The organism is Dyella sp. OK004, from assembly GCF_900114495.1.
Taxonomy (GTDB): domain Bacteria; phylum Pseudomonadota; class Gammaproteobacteria; order Xanthomonadales; family Rhodanobacteraceae; genus Dyella_D.
In genome coordinates, this window is the sequence record NZ_FOZI01000002.1 from 71,155 (window position 1) to 91,258 (window position 20,104).

The 20,104-nt window shown below is 60.6% G+C and carries 14 protein-coding genes; 8 read left to right on the plus strand and 6 right to left on the minus strand.

What is annotated here, in order from left to right:
• Positions 1-89: 89 nt before the first annotated feature.
• Positions 90-722: a response regulator transcription factor gene (locus BM338_RS07055; RefSeq protein ID WP_090451195.1), complete on the minus strand. Its 633-nt coding sequence runs from the start codon at positions 720-722 to the stop codon at positions 90-92.
• A gap of 183 nt (positions 723-905) precedes the next feature.
• On the opposite strand from BM338_RS07055, the gene BM338_RS07060 reads away from it, so the two are divergent.
• Complete coding sequence (locus BM338_RS07060; RefSeq protein ID WP_090450196.1) at positions 906-3,950, plus strand: sensor histidine kinase; 3,045 nt, start codon at positions 906-908, stop codon at positions 3,948-3,950.
• Positions 3,951-4,009: 59 nt separating this feature from the next.
• On the opposite strand, the gene BM338_RS07065 is transcribed toward BM338_RS07060, so the two are convergent.
• From BM338_RS07065 to BM338_RS07075, 3 genes are read right to left on the minus strand one after another with little or no spacing between them, the layout of a single operon-like run.
• Complete coding sequence (locus BM338_RS07065) at positions 4,010-4,606, minus strand: NADPH-dependent F420 reductase (RefSeq protein ID WP_090450197.1); 597 nt, start codon at positions 4,604-4,606, stop codon at positions 4,010-4,012.
• A 43-nt stretch (positions 4,607-4,649) separates the two neighbouring features.
• The gene (locus BM338_RS07070) at positions 4,650-5,096 is read right to left on the minus strand and encodes a DoxX family protein (protein ID WP_090450198.1); all 447 of its coding nucleotides are present in this window, start codon (positions 5,094-5,096) and stop codon (positions 4,650-4,652) included.
• A gap of 48 nt (positions 5,097-5,144) precedes the next feature.
• Complete coding sequence (locus tag BM338_RS07075; protein ID WP_090450199.1) at positions 5,145-6,017, minus strand: pirin family protein; 873 nt, start codon at positions 6,015-6,017, stop codon at positions 5,145-5,147.
• A gap of 96 nt (positions 6,018-6,113) precedes the next feature.
• Between BM338_RS07075 and BM338_RS07080 the strand changes: the two genes are divergently transcribed.
• On the plus strand, positions 6,114-6,998 hold the full coding sequence (locus BM338_RS07080) for a LysR family transcriptional regulator (protein ID WP_090450200.1): 885 nt from the start codon (positions 6,114-6,116) through the stop codon (positions 6,996-6,998).
• Between the two features lie 328 nt (positions 6,999-7,326).
• Here the strand turns inward: BM338_RS07080 and BM338_RS07085 are convergent, their stop codons facing one another.
• The gene (locus BM338_RS07085; RefSeq protein WP_090450201.1) at positions 7,327-7,761 is read right to left on the minus strand and encodes an H-NS histone family protein; all 435 of its coding nucleotides are present in this window, start codon (positions 7,759-7,761) and stop codon (positions 7,327-7,329) included.
• A gap of 563 nt (positions 7,762-8,324) precedes the next feature.
• Between BM338_RS07085 and BM338_RS07090 the strand changes: the two genes are divergently transcribed.
• The 3 genes from BM338_RS07090 (at position 8,325) to BM338_RS07100 (ending at position 15,119) form a co-directional block, all read left to right on the plus strand.
• Positions 8,325-8,849, plus strand: coding sequence for a hypothetical protein (locus BM338_RS07090; protein ID WP_090450202.1), 525 nt, complete (start codon positions 8,325-8,327; stop codon positions 8,847-8,849).
• A 1,286-nt stretch (positions 8,850-10,135) separates the two neighbouring features.
• Positions 10,136-11,503 (plus strand): hypothetical protein, encoded by a 1,368-nt coding sequence (locus tag BM338_RS07095; RefSeq protein WP_090450203.1) that lies wholly within the window; start codon positions 10,136-10,138, stop codon positions 11,501-11,503.
• Positions 11,504-11,759: 256 nt separating this feature from the next.
• Entirely contained in the window at positions 11,760-15,119 is a 3,360-nt protein-coding gene (locus tag BM338_RS07100; protein WP_255367223.1) for a polysaccharide deacetylase family protein, read from the plus strand.
• A gap of 70 nt (positions 15,120-15,189) precedes the next feature.
• Here the strand turns inward: BM338_RS07100 and BM338_RS07105 are convergent, their stop codons facing one another.
• On the minus strand, positions 15,190-16,272 hold the full coding sequence (locus tag BM338_RS07105; RefSeq protein ID WP_255367224.1) for a LacI family DNA-binding transcriptional regulator: 1,083 nt from the start codon (positions 16,270-16,272) through the stop codon (positions 15,190-15,192).
• Positions 16,273-16,723: 451 nt separating this feature from the next.
• On the opposite strand from BM338_RS07105, the gene BM338_RS07110 reads away from it, so the two are divergent.
• From BM338_RS07110 to BM338_RS07120, 3 genes are read left to right on the plus strand one after another with little or no spacing between them, the layout of a single operon-like run.
• A complete protein-coding gene (locus BM338_RS07110) occupies positions 16,724-17,932 on the plus strand; it encodes a Gfo/Idh/MocA family protein (RefSeq protein WP_090450205.1) in 1,209 nt (402 codons plus the stop codon).
• The gene (locus BM338_RS07115; protein WP_090450206.1) at positions 17,929-19,131 is read left to right on the plus strand and encodes a nucleoside permease; all 1,203 of its coding nucleotides are present in this window, start codon (positions 17,929-17,931) and stop codon (positions 19,129-19,131) included. The genes BM338_RS07110 and BM338_RS07115 overlap by 4 nt, the downstream gene beginning before the upstream one ends.
• Before the next feature lie 46 nt (positions 19,132-19,177).
• Positions 19,178-20,071, plus strand: a complete 894-nt coding sequence (locus tag BM338_RS07120; protein WP_255367225.1) for a sugar phosphate isomerase/epimerase family protein — start codon at positions 19,178-19,180, stop codon at positions 20,069-20,071.
• Positions 20,072-20,104 lie beyond the last annotated feature (33 nt).

The window sequence follows — 20,104 nt, forward strand, 5'->3', positions numbered from 1 at the left end:
CGAAAAACCTATGAAGCGCAGTCCCATCTGGATCGCCCACAGAGCCTGCCCCGGACTTGATCCGGGGGGCTCCTACAACAGGCGGGGGGTTATGAGTCGAGAAAGCCTCTCCGGATCGCGATGGTCACGGCATGTGTGCGGTCCGACGCGCCCAGCTTCGCCATGATGCTCTTGAGGCGCGCCTTCACCGTATCCTCGGAAATGCACAGCATCTCGGCGATGCGTTTGTTGCCGTGCCCGGTGGCCACCAGGCGCAGCGCGCTCAACTCCTTGGCGGTAAGCATGTCCGCCACGGCGTGCGAGGCCACCTCGCTGGCCAGCTCGCCGACGATCGTGCGGCGCCCTATCGCCGCGCCGCGAATCGCTTGCAGGATGTCGTCGCGGGTGGAGGTCTTGAGCAGGTAGGCCGTGGCGCCCAGAGCCAGCGCCTGTTTCACCCGGGCGTCGCCGGGATAGGTGGTCAGAATCACCAGCCGGGCGCCGGGCCATTCAGCGCGGATCGCGGCGATCGCCTGCAAGCCGTCCATCTGCGGCATCTGCAGATCCAGCAAGGTGACGTCAGGCTGCAGCTCGCGGAAACGCACCACGCTTTGCGCGCCATCGGCCGCTTCGCCGACCACGGTCATGTCGGCGGCACTGTCGATCGCGGCACGCAAACCGTCCCGCATGACCGGATGGTCGTCGGCGATGAGTACCCTGAGCTTGCCATTCTGGTTTTCCACACCAAGCACTATCCGATGCGGCAGCGAAGGGTTCAATGCCCATTCGGGTGAAGACACCCGTCAGTCCGCCACGACGCGCTTGAGCGTTACCGATACACTGCGCAGCAACAACCGGCGCCAGGACCGTTCCGATCGGAACACGGCGTAGGTCGCGACAGGGGCACGCTTATCAGAGCAACGTGGATGAGGTCGAGTAAGTGGAACGCGCTGCGCAACCTGCTGGGCGTATGCCTGCTGGGTCTGTGTTCGTACGCAGGCGCGCAAACCAGCAGTAGCACCGAACAGTTTCGCCTGACCTCCTGGACCGTCGAGCACACCGCGCCGGCGGATATCTGGGCGCTGGCTCAGGGGGATGATGGTTTTCTGTGGCTAGGCACGGGCACCGGGCTTTATCGCTTCGACGGCGTGAAATTCGAACGCTACGAGCCGGCGCCGGATGAAGGCTTTCGCTCCATGGACATCACGGCGTTGTCCATGCGTCCCGACGGCTCCCTGTGGATCGGTTTTTTCTACGGTGGCGCCAGTGTGCTCAAGGCCGGCCACGTGACGCACTACACCGATCGCAACGGCCTTCCAGCCGGCATGGTGATCGCCTTTGCCGAAGCCGGCGACGGCAGCCTGTGGGCGGCCAGCCGCGGCGGCCTTGCGCGCTTCGACGGTCGGCATTGGCAAACGATAGGTAGTGAGTGGAACTATCCGGCGAAGCGTGCCGATTGGGTGATGACCGACCGCGACGGCACGCTGTGGGTAACTACCGGCGATCAGTTGCTGTTCCTGCGCAAAGGTTCGCGCCGCTTCGAGAACACCGGCGAGCGCGTGAATCAGGACGCCATTCTGACGCAGGCACCCGACGGCACACTGTGGTTATCGGATGGGTTGCACGGCACCCGCGCCCTGCCCGGCCTGTCCGCGGCACACCCTTCGGCCGATCCGAAGCAAGCGCCAGCCGAGACATCCTTCGTGCAATCCAAGCGGCTGCTGTTCGACCGCGACGGCCACCTGTGGGGTACCGATGCCGCACGTGGCGGCGTCTATCGGGTGTCGTCCCCGTCCCGACGGGCGGATGGCCGCTCACTGCAACCTGCCGACATCGATGGTGTGTTCAATCGCGGCAACGGCTTGCCGTCCGACGTCGCCGTACCGCTGCTCGAAGGCCGCGAAGGCAACCTATGGGCTGGCACCAACCTGGGGCTGAGCAGCTTTCATCTCAACAAAGTGCAGGTGCCGGCCAACACCAAGGTGGGGCCGGCGACCAATTCGGCACTCGCCGCCAGCGACCTGGGCGAGGTCTGGATGGCGAACGGCGGTTCGCTCTTGCGTGCCGCCGCGCAAAACGCGGAGGTGGTCTCACAAGGCTTGCCCGATATCGGCGCCGCGCTCTACGCGCCCGACAAAACCCTATGGGTGGTCGGGTACAACTCCCTCGGCCGCATGGTGAGCGGCCGCTTCGTCCCGCTCGAACTGCCGGTGGCCAGCAAGCATGTGATCGTCCAGGCGATAGCCTCGGACCGGCAAGGCGGGCTATGGGCCAGCCTCGCCAACAACGGTCTCTATCACTGGCAGCAAAATCGCTGGACGCGCATCGACCAGGGCTCCGAACTGGATGCGATGACACCTACCGCGCTAGCCCTCGACGCCAGCGGCCGCTTGTGGGCCGGCTATCCCGATAACCGCGTGCTGTCGATCGATGGCGCGACCCGGCAACTGTTCGGCCCGGCCCAAGGCCTGCATGTCGGTAATATCGCCACGATAGACGCCCACGCCGGCGACCTGCTGGTGGGTGGCGATGGCGGACTCGCCCGACTGCGTGAGGGCCGCTTCGAGTCGCTCGCCATTGATGAGCCGCAAGTACTGACAGGCGTATCCGGCATCGTGCGCACCGACAAGGGCGACGTCTGGATCAACGGCAGCCGGGGCGTGCTGCATATCAATCCCGATGCGTTCCATAAAGGCTTCGACGGTAGTGGCTACCGCGCGCCGTACGAGCTGTTCGACTATCACGACGGCTTGCCCGGCATTGCACTGCAGGCCTCGCCGGTACCGACCGCCATCCTGGATGCCCTGGGCCGTATCTGGTTCAACACCAATCAGGGCGTTGCGTGGATCGATCCCGCAAGCTTGCATCGCAACGCCATCGCGCCATCGGTATTTATCCAGGGGCTGAGTGCCGGCGACCAGCGCTATACCGATCTGCAATCGCTGCATCTGCCCCAGCGCACCAGCAATGTGCGCCTGGACTACACCGCCACCAGCCTGGCCATTCCCGACCGTGTGCGATTCCGCTACAAGCTCGACGGCGTGGATGAGCAGTGGCAGGACAGCGGCACCCGGCGCGAGGCGTTCTATTCCAATCTCGGCCCGGGCAAGTACCAGTTCCATGTCACCGCCGCGAATGACGACGGCGTGTGGAACGATCAGGGCGCCAGTATCGATTTCAGCATCGCGCCGCAGTTCTATCAGACCTCATGGTTCCGCCTGCTATGCGCCGCCGCCGGCCTTCTGCTGGTCGCAGCGCTCTATTTATGGTGGTTGCGCCTGATGAGCGAGCGACTCCACCTGCGACTGGAAGAGCGCACCCGCGAGCGCGAACGCATTGCGCGGGAACTGCACGACACTTTGCTACAAGGTGTGCAGGGCCTGTTGCTTCGCCTGCAGGCGCTGGCTGCCGGACTGCCTGCCGACGATCACCGGCGCGGCACGCTGGACGCGGCGATCGAGCAGGCGCGCGACATGCTGGTCGAAGGCCGTGACAAGATCGTGGCGCTACGCGGTGCCGACCAGGTGCGGGGCCAGCTCACCCAATCGATTCGCGCGATCGGCGAAGAGCTGGCATCCACCTATGGCATACCGTTCCGGGTGACCATGACCGGCACCGAGAAACCTCTGTGCCCTCCGGCTTGCGACGAGGTGGTCGAAATCGTCCGCGAAGCCATGCGCAACGCCTTCATCCATGCCAACGCCAAGTTGATCGAGATCGATATCAGCTACCAGCCACAAAGCTTGCGCATCGCGGTTCGCGACGACGGCCGTGGCATTCAGACGAGCACCATCCGGCAAGGCCGGCGTGACGGCCACTGGGGCCTGGTCGGCATGCACGAGCGGGCGGAAAAACTCGGCGCCACTTTGACCATTCGCCGCAGGGAGCCCAGCGGTACCGACGTGGTGCTCGCCATTCCCGGACATGTGGTGTTTAACCCGCGCTTGTTTGGGAGACGTCCTGCTGGCTGAGCCGATGGCCATGGCTGCGCCATGACCATGTTCCAAGTGAGGAATGGGAACGGCCCGCCTTAGCGCTGCTTGATCAGGCTATGCACCGCCAGCGGCCCACCAAACTGCTGCAGCAAACCGCCTTCTTCCAGACGACCCAAGGTGATGGTGCCAAAGCCCAGCGAGCTGGCGAGGCTGGCCACCTGCTCGTTGGCATCAACGTGGTTGCCTGAAACGAAGATCGTGCGATTGCCTTCACTCCGGCGCGGCTCATCCGCAAGTACCGCGGCCGGCAGCGTGTTGAACGCCTTGACGATCTTGGCGCCTTTGAGCTGTGCTGCCACTACCTGACTGGAGGGCCGCCCTCCAAGATCCAGTGGCCTGAAGGCGGGAAACTCGATCGCGTTGGTGGCATCCACCACGATCTTGCCGGACCAGTCGCTACGCAACTTGGCGATCTCCTCCACCGCCCCGAACGGGACGGCGAGGATGATCACTTCCGCATTCAGTGCGTCGGTGGTTTCCGCGGCACTCACGGTGGGGCCGAACGTTTGCGATGCATCTTCGAGCGAAGCGGCTCCGCGACGATTGGTAATGACAGCTTTGATCTTGCTGCGGGCGAACTGTTTGGCGAGGGCGCCGCCGATGGCGCCCGACCCAATGATGGCGTAGCTCATGACATGTCTCCTGATGGAAAGTCGATGGGATAGATGCGAGGGATCAGCGCGACTTGTGGTCGAGGCTGATCGGGCCCGCGCCATTGACGGTCAGCAGCAGGAAGGCGCCGGCGATCGACACGTTCTTCATGAACATGATCATCTGCATCTGATCGGCGAAGTTGTTGTGGAACAGCATGCCAGTCAGCAAGGTGAAGCCCGCCAGCAGGAACGAAACGATGCGGGTCTTCCAGCCAAGGATGATGGCGAGCGAACCCAGTACTTCGGTGGCGATCACCAGCGGAAGTACACCGCTGGGCACACCGACGGAAGCCATGTAACCGGCGGTGGCGGTATAAGCGCCGATCTTGCCCACGCCGGAGAGCAGGAACAGGCTGACGATCAGTACGCGAGCAACCAGTTCAGTGGAGCTCTTGAAAGTGAGGATCGATGTGGCTTGTGCATCGCCGATCGACGAGGTGTAAGCGGTGGTTTGGGTTTGAGTGCTCATGATGGTTTCTCTCTTCAGGAAGGAATGGTTGGGATAGATGCGTAGGACTTACTTCAGGCGGCCGACTGCACGCAGCTGGCGGCCGATGCTTGCGATCTCCGCTTCGCCTTTGGCGAGAGCGTGAGCGTTGGTATGGACGGAGTACTTGCCCGTCACTAAGGGATACGGATGCTTCACGGCGGCGCCGAGTACGAATGACACGTCGTCATGGGCCACGATGTCGATGGCGTGCTCGGTTTCCTCGAAGATGACCATGTCGCCGGCATTGAGGCCTTCGGGCACCGTGGTCGTACCCTGGTGCAACGCCATCCACGCCACGGTTTCGTTTGGATTCGGCTGAAAGCGCCAGTGCTCACCTGCCTTAAGCTGGACATGCAGATAGGTGATGCCGGCGGGAGAGCGGATCGGGCTGTTCACGCCCTGGTAGTGCCCGAGCAGTACGCGTGCCGGACCCGCACTGAGGACATCCTCCGGTGCGATGTACTGACTTTCCGGGGTGCCGTTTTCCTGGTCCGGCGGCAGGGCCACCCAGAGCTGGAAAAGCTTCATGGGCGTATCGCCGGTGACGTAGCCGTCGTGCCAGACCCCGCCCGCCGCCTTCATCCATTCCAGGCCACCCGCCAGCACTTCGCCTTGCTTGCCGGTGGTGTCCTCGTAGGCCAGCTGGCCTTCCAACACGACCGTCAAAGTGGCGATGCCCGAATGCGGATGGATACCGAACAAGGGCTCACTCGATGGCGGCACCACGCCGGCATCCAGGAACACAAAGGGCTTGATCCACTGGCCGAGATCGGAAGGGCTGACCAGGCGGGTGATGGGGCCGTTGTGATAGCCGGTGGTGACGGTCCGGATCTTGCGCGGCGTGGCCACTAGCTCGGCGGTCAGTCCGGGCTGCGATAGGAAGGAAGCAACTGCGTTCATGGGGGCGTCCTCGTCTGCGATAGATAAAGGCTAGGCCTTGCCAATGCATCCGAGTAGCCTATATTTTTCGATGAAATCCATCGGCTAGGACGATATATGCTCGACGCCGTCACCCTGGACCAGCTCCGCACCTTCATTGCCGCCGCGGAAGAAGGAAGTTTTTCCGCGGCAGGTCGAAAGCTGCATCGCGCGCAATCGGTAGTGAGCCAGACGCTGCTGAATCTCGAAGCGCAATTGGGCATCACGCTGTTCGATCGCAGCGAGCGCTATCCCAAGCTGACGGAAGCGGGCGTGGCCCTGTTGACCGAAGCGCGTGGCGTGGCCGATCAGATGGACGGCTTCAAGGCCCGCGCTCGCTCAATGAAAGAGGGCCTGGAGCCCGAGCTTTCCGTGGCCGTCGACGTGATGTATCCCATGGAAGGACTTACACGCGCCGCCGGCTATTGCCGCGAGTTCTTCCCCAACACGCCCTTGCGCATCTACGTGGAAGCGCTGGGCGGTGTGATCCGGCCGGTGATGGATGGCGTGTGCCGCATAGGGATCGTGGGCTCGCTGCCGGTGATACCCGACGACATCGCATCAGAGCCGCTGCTCGACCTTCCCTTTATCACCGTGGTGGCGCCGTCGCATCCGCTGGCAAAGCACAAAGGCACGATCAGCAAGAAGCTCGTCGAGAAGCAGATACAGCTGGTGCTGACCGATCGCACGCCGCTGTCCGAAGGCAGAAACTTCGGCGTGCTGTCGCCACTCACATGGCGTCTCGCCGACCTTGGCGCGAAGCATGCGTTTTTAAACGCAGGATTGGGCTGGGGGCATATGCCCCTGCATATGGTCAAGAAAGATCTCGACGCGGGAACCCTGGTGAAGATCAAAGTCGAGGGAGTTGCGCGCGATGTGTTTCTCCCCATGCATGTGGTCTATCGAAAGGACCTGCTGCCTGGGCCGACTGGCCGCGCGTTCATCTCGCAATTGCGTTTTTGACAACGTGTCGATCTGTTGACGATATCGCCCTGCCCACCAGAAGGCGGAATAGCGAATGCAAAGAAGAAGGCGCTGTTCGCCTTGAGTAGACTCAAACCTGCGGGAGCCTGAGAGAGACTGTCTGCGATCATGAAATGGCGTAAAGCCGAGCGTGCATCGGCGCCGGCTGCAGTGATGCTTGCAGCATCTGTCAGTGCCAGAACCTGCACGCGGCGCTCTCTGGGCATTCGAGCGCGTTATCAATCACATCCAATTACAAGGACCGCGATGCAGCAAAAGTAAGGGATGGATACCTTACCTATCGCCACATCGTGGTCCCCAGCCAGCTTTAGGCCGTCTTCTTCGCCACTGCCTTTTTACCTGCGCGCTTAGCGACTTTCTTGAGAGTCTTCGCCTTCTTAGCCGGCACAGCGGGCTTTGCGGGGGCTCCAATCAGGAGAGCCTCCTTGGTCACACCGCGGCGCCTAAGGGCCTTCGCAAACCACGCTGGCTGACGTCCGCGCCCGGACCAGGTTAGGGATGGATCGGAAGGGTCGCGGTACTTGGGAGCCACCGATCCCACCCCGCCTTTCTTAGCCGGCGCCTTCTTACCGCGCGAGGGAAAGATATCCTCCAAACTGAGACCACTATTGCTCAACAAGGTCTCGATCTTCTGCCTGACAGCCTGGATCTGAGCAGCATGGGCTTCCTGCATCTGTGCGCTTGCGTTTGCGATGAGCGCCTGGAGTTCTTTCGGTGAAAGGTTTTTGAGATCGATTGCCATGAGACAAGCCTAGGTTGGAGTTTCAAGGTCAGTCTAAGGCATCGAGAGCACTAAGCCATGATCACGATGAAATTTGGCATTTGCGCCGCGACTTTGCTGACCAAGATGGCAAGCAGGCCACAAACTCAAAAAGCTCGCTTTGATGGATGGACGGTCACTGCACCGTGGCAAGCGGGTACCGCAGTGGTCCAGGCGATCAGCGCATACCAAGCGTGGCGCGCCATCGCTAGCGCGTACACCCCGCCAACCACGACACTAGACGCCGCACCTGCCTCTACCCTGTCGAAGACATGCCAGTTTCGAGCCGCATAGCCCGATGAGACATATGGCATCTCACCCGTCGCTGGTAAGCCAAGTACTAACAAGTCATTTCCTCCCAAGCGATACGCCATTCCACTTGCGGAGCCATCGCGCCGACATAACGTAGCCCACGTTCGACCGCCATGCGGTCCGTCATCGATAGATCGGACTGTTGTCAGGTTGCTGCTCGTTCGATGGGACCGCAAACGTCGTCGCGCCTGCGCCCACCAGTTGTTGGCGAAATGATCGAGAGGAATGTCTTCATGAAGCGCATTTTTAGAGGGTTTTCCGTTGCCGCCACGATGCTTATGGGAATGGCCGGCATGTCGATGCCCATCCATGCACAAGCGAGCGTTGAGGGTCCCGCGAATCCACCCGTTTTCGCGTGCGTCGACTCAGAGGCTCTTATCTTGCCGACCTCCGTTCACTGGCAGGCTGCCCTGCCCTGCGCACCACCCATCGGTTACTTCAAATCTCAACCAGGTCAACCGAGCCAAACGGTATTCACCGCTGCATTCAACGCCGACGGGACTCTCTCAGGATCGTCAGCGTTAAGCGGTAACGCCGGCTATGACAATATCAATGACATTTACAACGTCACATTCAATTCCGCCTTCACAGTCACACCTAAATGCACCGCCACGCTCATCGGCGGCGGCTCCTCCGACTATCAAATTGAAATTTCCAGCGTCACTACGTCGGGCGCGATCATCGACATCCAATACAGTTACTTCCCATATGCTGCCGCAGCTTCCCCATTTGTTTTGAGCTGCTCAAATCCGCAGTGATTTACACAAGCGGCAAGCGACGTGTCGAATTAACTCTGGGACTTCTCGCCACCGTGTATCTACGAAGGAAGCGCCTGGTCCGAATCATCGTCGAATCGAATCGTGCCTCTCGTAGGCATAACGCAGGGATGATCGCAACGATCATCCCTGCAGCCATCGACAAGCCATCGTGCTCGATTAATGCGTGCGCCTCATCATGGTGCTGACGAGCGCCCCAGTTCCCCGGGCGGCCTAGCCAACCAGCAATCTACAGCGCGACTCAGACGCGCACGGTTGGCCGGCAACATGGCTATGCGCCGTACCGAGATGTCGGTACAACGAAGATGGGTCAATAGGTATCGCCCCTCTCGCACATAGATCGCCACACGTCGAAGAGACCACTGCGCCGCATGGGCAAACTTCCTGGCGGGTAGAATCCGCTCCAGTGGCGACAGGGTGTTCTTCTTAGAAGGTGGCAGTGACGTGCCTGGGCGTAGACACACCTGTGCACTGTGGATCCGCAGCAGCCCTGCTTCGATGTAATGCAAGACTGCCGCCCTACTGAGCTTCAGTGACGTTTTTAGTTCCTGAAGGCCCCACCCTTCTTTGATCTTCGCGCTGAATCCCAGGCGATGCATCTTGCAGCGAAGCGCACGCTCCGTTCGCTGCATACGCCAACTCAGTTCGGCGATTGAACGAACGCCGGCCCACGCTTCCAGATAGCGAAGCTCTTCCTTATCCCATCGCTTTCGCGATGAAGTCGTGAGCTTCCTCGCCTTGCTTCGACGCTCCCCCGATCCATCTTGGATCCTCGCGGCATCCATGGCGCCCCCTGATGTGATGACGCAGATCGCCACTGCGACACCTACGGCAACGACGAGCGGCGTGATTCCGATCACTACCGCGGCGGATAGATCGTCGATGTCTCCGGCCGTCCATCCCCTTGCGCAACGCGTTAGTGAACTTAGGTGGCACGACGTCGCTTGTGCGTGACCGTGCCGTCTGCGATGAGTGAAAGTGCGCGTCTCTGATGGGTCTTTGTCGCGCTACTGTTTTCGGACATCCATCAATCGCAACGTCTTGCGATAAGACCGTGACGCACATCACGTAAAGTACGCTTCATATCTATCGTCAAAGATCTGGCCTCAGATCGATGGACGTCTTTTTCAAAAGAGACATTCGACCATCGACAAATACACGCCAGGTCGTTGTCGTACCGCTTCATTTCCTCGCGACATGATCGTGCTGTTGTTGCTGCCTCCCACGTCGCCCTTTATGCAGGTCGGCGCGCCCACGGAGTTGGCCAGATGTCCGCGGACGCCCAACAGATCGTTCCTTTGTGGTTGACCATTGAGGTGATCAACATGGCATTCGATACGAAATGCAGTGCTCTCTTGTCCTTGGTCATCGCCGTCGTCGGTGTGGTCGGTATGACGCACACGATGCCGGCCATGGCGGGATCAGGTTGGGTTAGCGCAGGTGCACCGCAGGCAGGTAAGCAATGTGAGACAAACTCCATCAACAATTCGGGGGAAGAAGCGGGTTATTGCCTTCCGGCCACTGACAACGGTCCGGAAGTAGCGTGGGTCTCGTTGAATCAGGGAGCACCTACCAAACTGGCACCATTAGCTCTCAACAAGGGATGCCAGGCAGACGTCGTTGCCGCCAATGGCATGATTTCCGGCTATTGCCTTGACGCTCATGACGTGCAGTACGCGGTCACGTGGGCTAGTCCGTCGAGTGCGCCTACTAAACTCGCTCCGCTGCCTCTGCTTTCAGGCTTAAATCTAGCGCCCGATGTAGCGACGTTCGAGGCCGGTGAAAATCAGTCCGGGGCTGTGGTGGGCGGTAGTACCGGTGCAGCAGGCGCCGAGGATTCCACGGTGGTGATCTGGCCGGCGGGCAGCGGCAATCCGATCGAGGTGTCCAGCTATGGGGACAACTGCGATCCGGTCGACATCACCGATTCCAACGGCAGTGGCGGCCAGCCCAACGTGGCGATGGATTGCCCCGATCCTGCCAATCCAGGCACTAGCTACGGCAAGGTAGCCCAGTACACGTGCACCTTGGGCCTGCTCTGCGGCTACAACGCAACGGTATTGCCGATTCCTGCGGGCTATGCCGATTGCGAGGTGGAGTCCATGAACAATGCGCTACAGGCAGTCGGTACTTGTCACTCGCAAGCTCCGGCAGTCGGACAGGCACAAGAGCAAGCTGCCTACTGGGCTTCACCGACAAGCCAACCGGTCTTGTTGCAGACGGTCACTGGGCAAAGCGGCACGCCGAGCAGTGAGGCAGACGGTATTAACAACAACGGCAATGTTCTGGTTGAGTTCCAGACGTCGGCCGGCGTTACCAATATTGCTTACTGGGTGCCGTCGAGCACTTCGGCGACGGCGATTCCGTTGTTGAGTGGAGGTCTGCGCGACTGGCCAGTGGATATCTCGGATACCTCCAACCGCGTGGTCTTCAACAGCGAAATCAATGTTGGCGGATTGGTAGAGGAGCATGGCGCGTACTGGACACCTGGAGCCGCTCAAGCAACCGACGCCGGGACTTATAACGGTGGCTCAAGCAGCGAGTTCAACGCCATTTCTCCCAATGGGGTTTATGGGGCAGGCATAGCGCCAGGGAACCTCGGCAACGAAAACTCCGTAGTGATTACAGCCTTCTGACGCTCTCCATTTTTCGGGAAATCCATGACCGGGCCCGCCCTTCCGGGCGGGCCCGGTGTCGCCGGATAAGACTCGCTGCGTTGAGGGCCTCATGGAAAGGAAACTGGTGTTTGTCGATCCTTCGGGGCGGCGCGCACGTCGGCTATCGCGCGTCGGCAGAATCTGCGCAGCCATCGCAGCGCTCTCTCTCGCCGCCTTCGTAACAAGCCTCTGTCTTGGTCCCTATGTCCCGCCCTTGCAGTTAAGGGAGCGCGACATGCCTTATCGACGCGAGTCAGCCACACCGTCCATCCCGAAAAACGATGCTGCCAGGCCCGAGCCGATGCTGTCCCACGTGGTCAACTTGGTGGATCCTCATGTAACGACTGCCACAGCCAGTTCTCCAACAACAGGCCGCCCCCTCGTCGCAGGGTTCTATACCGTCTTCACCAAGGATGACGAGACCGCTTACCGTGGTCTCTCACATGCACTTCCCCAACTGGATTGGCTGATGCCGACCTGGCTACGCATGCAGGGCGCCGACATGGCCTTGCAGACGAGCGTGGATGCCAAGGTGGTATCGCTCATCCATCGTGAAAAACCCGATCTGTCCGTACTACCCACGCTACAGAACATCTCCGGGCGACATTGGGATGGCCCAGGATTAGCCCGAGCCCTGGCGGACCCGACCATCCGTCGCGAACGCATCGCACAGATCGTGTCGTTTCTCACAAGCAATCAATTTCAGGGTGTCACCGTGGATTTCGAGGGAGTGCCCGAAGATGCCCACGACGATCTGCGCCGTTTTTTAGCGGAGCTCTCGGCCTCTATGACACCCCACCATCTCCGATTGGTACTGGCGGTCCCATTCGACGATGACGACTGGGATTATGCGGACTACGCGAAAGTCGTCGACTTCGAACTTTTGATGGCTTACGACGAGCATACGGAGGCCGATCGGATACCGGGAAGCGTTGCCGGCATGCCCTGGTATGACGAGATTTTGCGCCGACGTATGAGCGAGCTTGATCCTAGACATACGATCGTGGCCATCGGCAGCTATGGCTACGACTGGTCGGTAGAACATGGCAGCAAGCCGGTTACCTTCGAGGAGACTATGGTCCGGGCAGGACAGTCAGACGCAACCATTAATTTCGACAAGACCGCGCAAAATCCTCATTTCGCTTACAGCGAAAGTGACGGCAGCCGGCATCAAGTGTGGTTTCTGGACGGCGTCACAGCCTACAACCAGGTGCGTCATGCGGATGCCTATCGACCGTTCGCCTATGGTGTCTGGCGCATCGGCTCAGAGGATCCATCGATCTGGACAGTGATGCGGCATGAGTACGGAGCCCCCGCCAATCCACGCTTACGGCAGATCGATGGCGGGGTGAACGTGCAGATGCTGGGTGACGGCGAGATTCTGCGAGTCGCCAGCATACCGACGACAGGATCCCGTGCTCTACGGGTAAATACAGTGAACGGTGGAATTGAAGACGAGCACTACGACGTACTTCCCCAGCCCTATGCCATTCAGCGTGTCGCCGGAGCGCCCGGCAATGTCGCGATCACCTTCGACGATGGTCCCGACGTGCGGTGGACACCTCGCGTCCTCGACATCCTTAAAGCTAAAAAGGCATCCGCGACATTCTTCGTGATTGGCCAAAACATGCAGGCATCGCCCAGCCTCGTGCAGCGCATGGTGAACGAAGGTCATGAAGTGGGTAATCACACCTTCTCACATCGTGGCTATGCCGAAGGCCATGGGTTAGCGATGTGGTGGCAGCTGGCGTCGACCCAGCGACTGTTCGAGGCGCTTACCGGGCGTTCCATGCGTTTGTTCCGCCCTCCCTATCTAGGCAATGCCGAGCCTACGACGTCGGACGAGCTGACTCCCATGGAGCAAGCGCAGTCTCTGGGGTACCTCACCGTGGGCCTGCATGTGGACTCCGACGACTGGGAGGAGCTTCCGCCAACGCTGATAGTAAAGAGGATCATGGAACAACTTTCCTCCGCCACATCCGACCGGCATGCACAGGTAATCCTGATGCATGACGGTGGCGGCGATCGCTCGCGGACGGTCGCCGCACTCCCACTATTGATCGATACGTTGCGCGCAAAAGGCTATCGGCTGGTCACATCTTCTAACATCGCGGGCCTGTCGCGCGACCAAAGCATGCCGCAACTGACAGGTGGCACCTGGCCATTGAAATTCATTCGCGCAGGCTTTCTTGGCGTGGAGCAGACGGGATCCGTGTTGCACTGGCTGCTCCGTCTGGCGATCTTTCTTGGCATTGGCCGCGTCGTTCTGCTTTGTGGACTGGCCTTAGTGGATCGCATTCGTGAGTCCCGTCGATCGCCACCAACTATGGAAAACGGCGATGCGCTGGTAAGCGTGATTATTCCTGCCTATAACGAAGAAAAGGTCGTCCTCGACTGCATTAGCCATGTGTTGAATAGTGACTACGCCACCCTCGAGGTGATCGTGGTGGATGACGGCTCGACGGATGCCACAGCCGCCAGGATTCGACGTCATTTCGCGCATGACGCGAGAGTGGTTCTGATGAGCCGCCCCAACGCCGGCAAGGCTCATGCACTCAATGCTGGATTGCACTTTGCGAAAGGCGAAGTTTTGGTTGCGCTTGATGCGGACACCCAGTTCGAGTGCAACACGATCAGCTGTCTGGTGCGCTGGTTTGGCGATGCGCTGGTAGGTGCCGTGGCCGGCAATGCCAAAGTAGGCAATCGGACCAATGTCATCACCCAATGGCAAGCACTGGAATACATCGTGACGCAGAATCTGGAGCGCCGCGCACTCGCGGCGCTGGGGACACTTACCGTCGTACCGGGGGCTGTAGGCGCGTGGCGGCGATCCGTACTGAATGAGCTCGGCGGCTTTCCTTGCGACACGCTGGCCGAAGACCAGGATCTGACCATCGCTGTGCAAAAGGCAGGATACCGAGCGCTTTTCGACAGCGAGGCGATCGCCTGGACGGAGGTGCCGGATCGCATGGGTGCCCTTATCCGTCAAAGGATCCGTTGGTCGTTCGGCACCTTGCAGTGCTTATGGAAACATCGCGACGCTTTGTTCAGAAAGAGCCAGGGAGCACTTGGCCTGGTGGCGCTGCCGCAGATGTGGGTATTTCAATATGGACTTGCGCTACTTGCACCTCTCGTTGACGTACTTCTGCTATGGCAAATCGTCAACGCAGCGGTCGACTACACATCGCATCGGGATCAATTCGATAGCCAAGGGTTGTCCGAAATCATGCTTTTCTATGGCGTCTTTCTGGCCACCGATATGTTGGCGGGTGGTATAGCTTTCGCGCTGGAGAAAAGAGAGCAGTGGCATTTGCTGCTGTGGCTTGTGGTACAGCGCTTCTGCTATCGCCAGCTGCTGTATTTCGTGACCATCCGCTCCATCGCCGCTGCATGGAGTGGCTCGTTGATTGCATGGGGGCGACAACAGCGAAGCGCTACGGTGCGTCTGACCGGGCTTTCCCACGAGACGGATTCAAGTGGATATCGACTGGCTCGTGCAAACCGGCCGGAGCGGACGCGGTGGTCTTCAGCCGTATTAAAGAGAGATACGACGCACCTTCACAAAACGCGCAGCTCGATCGCACGATTTCCTTGACGACTCGACGATAAGGTCCGATCACCGTCCGTTGGAGCTGACTCCTTTGAACTGCAATCTGTGAGACTCACTATCCACGCCTGGACACACGCGGCGCGGTTGAACCCCGCACCACCAGATCCGCCGACAGCACGCGCTTGCGCGGCGGCACCTCCGGATCATTGAGCAGCTCGATGAGCATGGTCATGGCTTCTCGCCCCAGCGCGTTCTTTGGCTGGGCGATGGTGGTCAACGATGGCGACGTATAGCGCGCGAAACGGATGTCGTCGAAACCGACCACCGAGACATCCTCCGGCACGCGCAAGCCATGCGAACTCAGGGCGCGCATGGCACCGATCGCCATTTCGTCGTTGGAACAAAACACTGCACTGAACGACTGCCCCTGTGACAGGAGCAGTTCGATGGCGCGCTCACCCGCTTCGATCGAAAAATCGCCGACGGTGGCCAGCGCGGAGTTGGCGGGAATCTTCGCCCGCTGCAGGGCGAGCCGATAGCCTTGTTCGCGGTCCACGCAGATCGGGCTCGACGACGGGCCGGCGATGAAGGCGATGTCGCGATGTCCCAGTGTGACGAGATAGTCGACCGCGGCACCTGCCGCGGCGACGTTGTCGACGTAGACACTGGATATCTGCGGATCCTTGACGTACTCGCACGCGTTGACTACAGGCAGACGGCCATTGATCGGAATCGCCGGTACGCGATGTGACATGGTGATGATGCCGTCGGCCTGGCGCGCCGCGACCATATCGGCGTAAGCCTGCTCGCGCACCAGACTACTCTGGGTCTCGCCCAGCAGCACCGAATAGCCACTCTCGTGCGCGACCTGCTCGATGCCGCGGATCACCTCGGAGAAGAAGGGGTTGGCGATGTCGGGAAGCAAGGCGACGATCAGGCGCGTACGTGCCGTACGCAAGTTGCGCGCCAGTGCGTTGGGTGTGTAGCCCAGGCGCTTGACGACCTCGTGAATGTGTTGGCGCGTCGCTTCGCTGACGATCTCGGGCCGCTGCAAGGCACGTGACACAGTCGCCACCGAAACCTTGGCGATGGCGGCAATCTCCTTGACCGTCCTGACGCGGTTCTGCTGCGGCGCGTCTTTAGAAGAACGCTTGCCTTTGGCGCCCTGCCCTTTGCCCTTGGATCCCACCGCACTCACAAGTTTCGCCTCCCACATCACTACTGTGGCCGGGACAATAGCACCCGCACCCGGCCGGCAAGCGCCCTGCAAACGAGATCTCCAGGCCGTCCATCCATGCATATTTGTGCAATGCAATGTAATGGATTACATGAAATCGTTGCATCGTCGTTTGTACATCTGCTACATACCATGCCACGTTTTCAGGCGTCATTCGCTCAGGCTATCGCCATGCGGCATCACGCCATCTCCAGATCAAGCAGCAAACCCCAGCTTTTACGCGAATGTAATCGAATACATTTTTCCAATGACAGTAGTGCATCGGAGGGGAAGTGACAGGCCAGTCCGTATCGACCAGCGTCAGTGCAGCGTCACGCACGGCACCTGCGTTTCCGTTCCATCCCGGCCACAACGGCCCGCTGTATTCCCCGTTTGAACGCTCCGCAAAGCGCCCCTTCCGGGGGACGCGTCCATGAAGAAACTCGGCATGGGGCTCGTCGGCCCCGGCTTCATCGCCGCGCATCACCTCGATGCCGTACGCCGCCTGGGTGATGTCGAGATCATCGGCATCGCCGGCTCCAGTCTCGCGTCCGCCAAAAAAAGGGCACGCGAACTCAACGCCGGCCACGCCTACGCGAGTTACCAGGAACTGATCGCCGACCCTGCCGTGCAGGTGGTGCACAACACCACGCCCAATTACTTGCACAAGGAAGTCTCCCTGGCGGCGCTGCGTGCCGGCAAGCACGTGATTTCGGACAAGCCGCTGGCGAGCAACGTGCAGGAAAGCCGCGAGCTCTACGAAGCCGCACGCGAAGCCGGCGTGGCGCATGTCGTCACTTTCAATTACCGCGGTCACGCGCTTGTGCAGCAAGCGCGCGCGATGATTGCCAAAGGCAAGCTCGGTGCTCCGGTATTCGTGCATGGCTGCTATCTGCAGGACTGGCTGACTGACGAGCAGACCTATTCGTGGCGCCTCGATCCGAAGCTGGGCGGTGCCAGTTCCGCGCTTGGCGACATCGGCTCGCACTGGTGCGATCTTGCCGAACACGTCACCGGCGCACGGATCACGGCGGTACTGGCCGACTTGCATACGGCCGTGCCGATCCGCCATGCGCCCGCCGAGTCGACCAAGGCCTTCGCCAAGTCGAAATCGGCGCAACGGCGCGAGGTCAAGATCGCCAGTGAAGATCTGGCCAGCGTGCTCTTGCGTTTCGACAACGGCGCCCGTGGCTGCGTCACCGTGGGGCAGGTGCTGCCCGGTCACAAGAACGACCTGCGCCTGGAGGTAAGCGGCCGCCTCGCCTCAGTGGCGTGGCGGCAGGAACAACCCAACGAACTGTGGATCGGTCATCACGCGCAGCCGAACACACTGCTTTCCAGAGATCCGGCGTTGCTCGATCCCTCCGTGCGCGGCTATACGCAACTGCCTGCCGGTCATCCGGATGGCTGGAGCGACGCCTTCCGCAACCTGATGGCCGATGCCTATGCGTGGATACGCCACGGCGGCACACCCGAGACGAAGCCATCCGCCTTGCCGACCTTCGCCGACGGGTATCGCAACAGCCTTGTGGTCGACGCCATGCTCAAGAGTCACGCCGCGGGCGGCGTATGGCAGAGCATCGAAGAACATCTCGTCGAAAATCGGCTCGAACCAAAACGTAAAAGGGGAACGCGGGGATGAAATGGCGCCTTAGGTTGATGATGCTGTTCGAGTACGCGATCTGGGGTGCCTGGTACGTCACGGTCGGCACCTGGCTGGGCAAGACGCTGCATTTCAGCGGCCAGGAAATTGGCGCCATCGCGGGCACCACGGCGATCGGCGCGATGATTTCGCCGCTGTTCGTCGGACTACTCGCTGATCGTCTGTTTGATACGCGCCGCGTGCTGGTCGCATTGCACGTCCTCGGTGCCGTACTGCTGGTGGTCGCCGCACAACAAAGTTCGTTCCTGGTGCTGTATGCCGCGTTGCTCGCTTACAGCCTCTGCTACATGCCGACGTTGGCGCTCACCACCTCGCTCGCGATGCGGCACATCAAGGATCCGCAGGAAGAATTCGGCGCCATCCGCGTGTTCGGCACCATCGGCTGGATCGTAGTGGGCCTGGTCGTCGGTGCCTGGGGGGTGGAAGCTACCGCGTCACCCTTGCACCTGGCCGCCGCGCTCTCGGTCGTTATGGCGGGCTATTGCTTCACCCTGCCCTCGACGCCACCGCTCGCACGCCACCAGCGTTTCGAACTGCGCCATGCGCTGCCTCTCGAATCCCTGCACCTGCTGCGCGATCGCTCGATGGCAGTGTTCGCCCTGGCTTCATTCCTGATCTGCATTCCGCTGCAGTTCTACTACGCGTTCACCAATCTGTTTCTCAATGAAGTCGGCGTGGTCAACGCCGCCGGCAAAATGACCGGCGGGCAGATGTCGGAGATTCTCTGCATGCTGCTTATCCCCTGGTTCTTCCGGCGCCTGGGCGTGAAGTACATGCTCGCCGTCGGCATGCTGGCCTGGGTGCTGCGCTATGTGATGTTTGCCTTCGGCGCGCCCGGCGAACTGATGTGGATGCTGTGGCTAGGCATCATCCTGCACGGCATCTGCTTCGACTTCTTCTTCGTCGTCGGCCAGATCTATATCGACCGCGAGGCGCCGTCTGCTTTGCGCGCAGCGACGCAAGGCCTGATCACCTTCCTGACTTACGGCCTGGGCATGTTTGTCGGCTCCTGGATGTCCGGGTTGGTTGTAGACACCTATGCCACGACCGGCGCCCACGACTGGCACGCGATCTGGCTGATCGCCGGTGGCTGCGCCGCGCTCGTCCTGGTGCTGTTCGTACTGATGTTCAAGGACCGCAAAGGCACGGTCGGCAACCCCGTCACCGTTACCGACTGATCCCAACTTTCTCCTGCTTCAACCTGACCGCCCCAGAGAAAACGACATGATGATGACTCGCAGGCAGTTCCTGACTCGATCCGCCCTTTGCGGCAGCGCCGCGTGGTTGGCCACCAGCATGCCCGGAAAAATTCTCGCCGCCGCCGCCCAAGGCAAGCCGCTCGGTATCCAGCTGTATATGGTGCTCAAGGCGTACCAGGACGATCCGAACGGCGCGCTCAAGACGCTCAAGGCCATCGGCTACACGGAAATCGAAGCCATTGTCACCAGCACGGCCAAGACCCTGCGCGATCAATTAAACGGCGCCGGCCTCGCCTGCCCCAGCTTGCACTTCGACAGCCTCGGCATCGATCCCGGCATTGAGGCCGCGCATACGCTCGGCACGAAGTACATCGTCAGCAGCATGCTGCCTTCAATTATGCAGAAGGAGCAGGCCGCCAAGGGCCAGAACGCACCGGAACCGACCTACTCCCTCGACGAGGCCAAGCGCACTGCGGAGTACGCCAACCGGATCGGCGAGAAGGCCAAGAAGGCAGGACTTCAGTACGCCTACCACAATCATCATCTGGAATTTACCGACGTCGGCAACGGGCAGACCTTCTACGACGTGCTGCTCAAGGAAACCGATCCGCACCTGGTCAAGTTCGAACTCGATTGCGGCTGGGTCCATATCGGCGGCAAGAATCCTGCCGACATTTTCCAGGCCAATGCCGGCCGCATTCCGCTGATGCACGCGAAGGATTTCCTGGCCTCCCATACGGACAAGGATTTCCCCGGTGCCGAACTCGGGCGCGGCACGGTCGACTACAAACCGATCATGGCGGCGGCGGACAAGGCCGGGCTGAAACACTGCTTCGTCGAACAGGAGGGCCCCTTCGCGCGCATGAGCCAGCTCGACGCCGCGCGTATCGACTACGCCTACCTGCGTCCACTGCGCTGAACGGCGCGTCTTTCTACTGATCGTTACCTTGCA

What these genes read in the sequence shown, in the direction of transcription:
- BM338_RS07060 (WP_090450196.1), top strand. Translation starts at nt 906, where the DNA reads ATGAGGTCGAGTAAGTGGAACGCGCTGCGCAACCTGCTGGGCGTATGC.
- BM338_RS07065 (WP_090450197.1), bottom strand. Translation starts at nt 4,606, where the DNA reads ATGAGCTACGCCATCATTGGGTCGGGCGCCATCGGCGGCGCCCTCGCC.
- BM338_RS07070 (WP_090450198.1), bottom strand. Translation starts at nt 5,096, where the DNA reads ATGAGCACTCAAACCCAAACCACCGCTTACACCTCGTCGATCGGCGAT.
- BM338_RS07075 (WP_090450199.1), bottom strand. Translation starts at nt 6,017, where the DNA reads ATGAACGCAGTTGCTTCCTTCCTATCGCAGCCCGGACTGACCGCCGAG.
- BM338_RS07080 (WP_090450200.1), top strand. Translation starts at nt 6,114, where the DNA reads ATGCTCGACGCCGTCACCCTGGACCAGCTCCGCACCTTCATTGCCGCC.
- BM338_RS07085 (WP_090450201.1), bottom strand. Translation starts at nt 7,761, where the DNA reads ATGGCAATCGATCTCAAAAACCTTTCACCGAAAGAACTCCAGGCGCTC.
- BM338_RS07090 (WP_090450202.1), top strand. Translation starts at nt 8,325, where the DNA reads ATGAAGCGCATTTTTAGAGGGTTTTCCGTTGCCGCCACGATGCTTATG.
- BM338_RS07095 (WP_090450203.1), top strand. Translation starts at nt 10,136, where the DNA reads ATGTCCGCGGACGCCCAACAGATCGTTCCTTTGTGGTTGACCATTGAG.
- BM338_RS07100 (WP_255367223.1), top strand. Translation starts at nt 11,760, where the DNA reads ATGCCTTATCGACGCGAGTCAGCCACACCGTCCATCCCGAAAAACGAT.
- BM338_RS07110 (WP_090450205.1), top strand. Translation starts at nt 16,724, where the DNA reads ATGAAGAAACTCGGCATGGGGCTCGTCGGCCCCGGCTTCATCGCCGCG.
- BM338_RS07115 (WP_090450206.1), top strand. Translation starts at nt 17,929, where the DNA reads ATGAAATGGCGCCTTAGGTTGATGATGCTGTTCGAGTACGCGATCTGG.
- BM338_RS07120 (WP_255367225.1), top strand. Translation starts at nt 19,178, where the DNA reads ATGATGATGACTCGCAGGCAGTTCCTGACTCGATCCGCCCTTTGCGGC.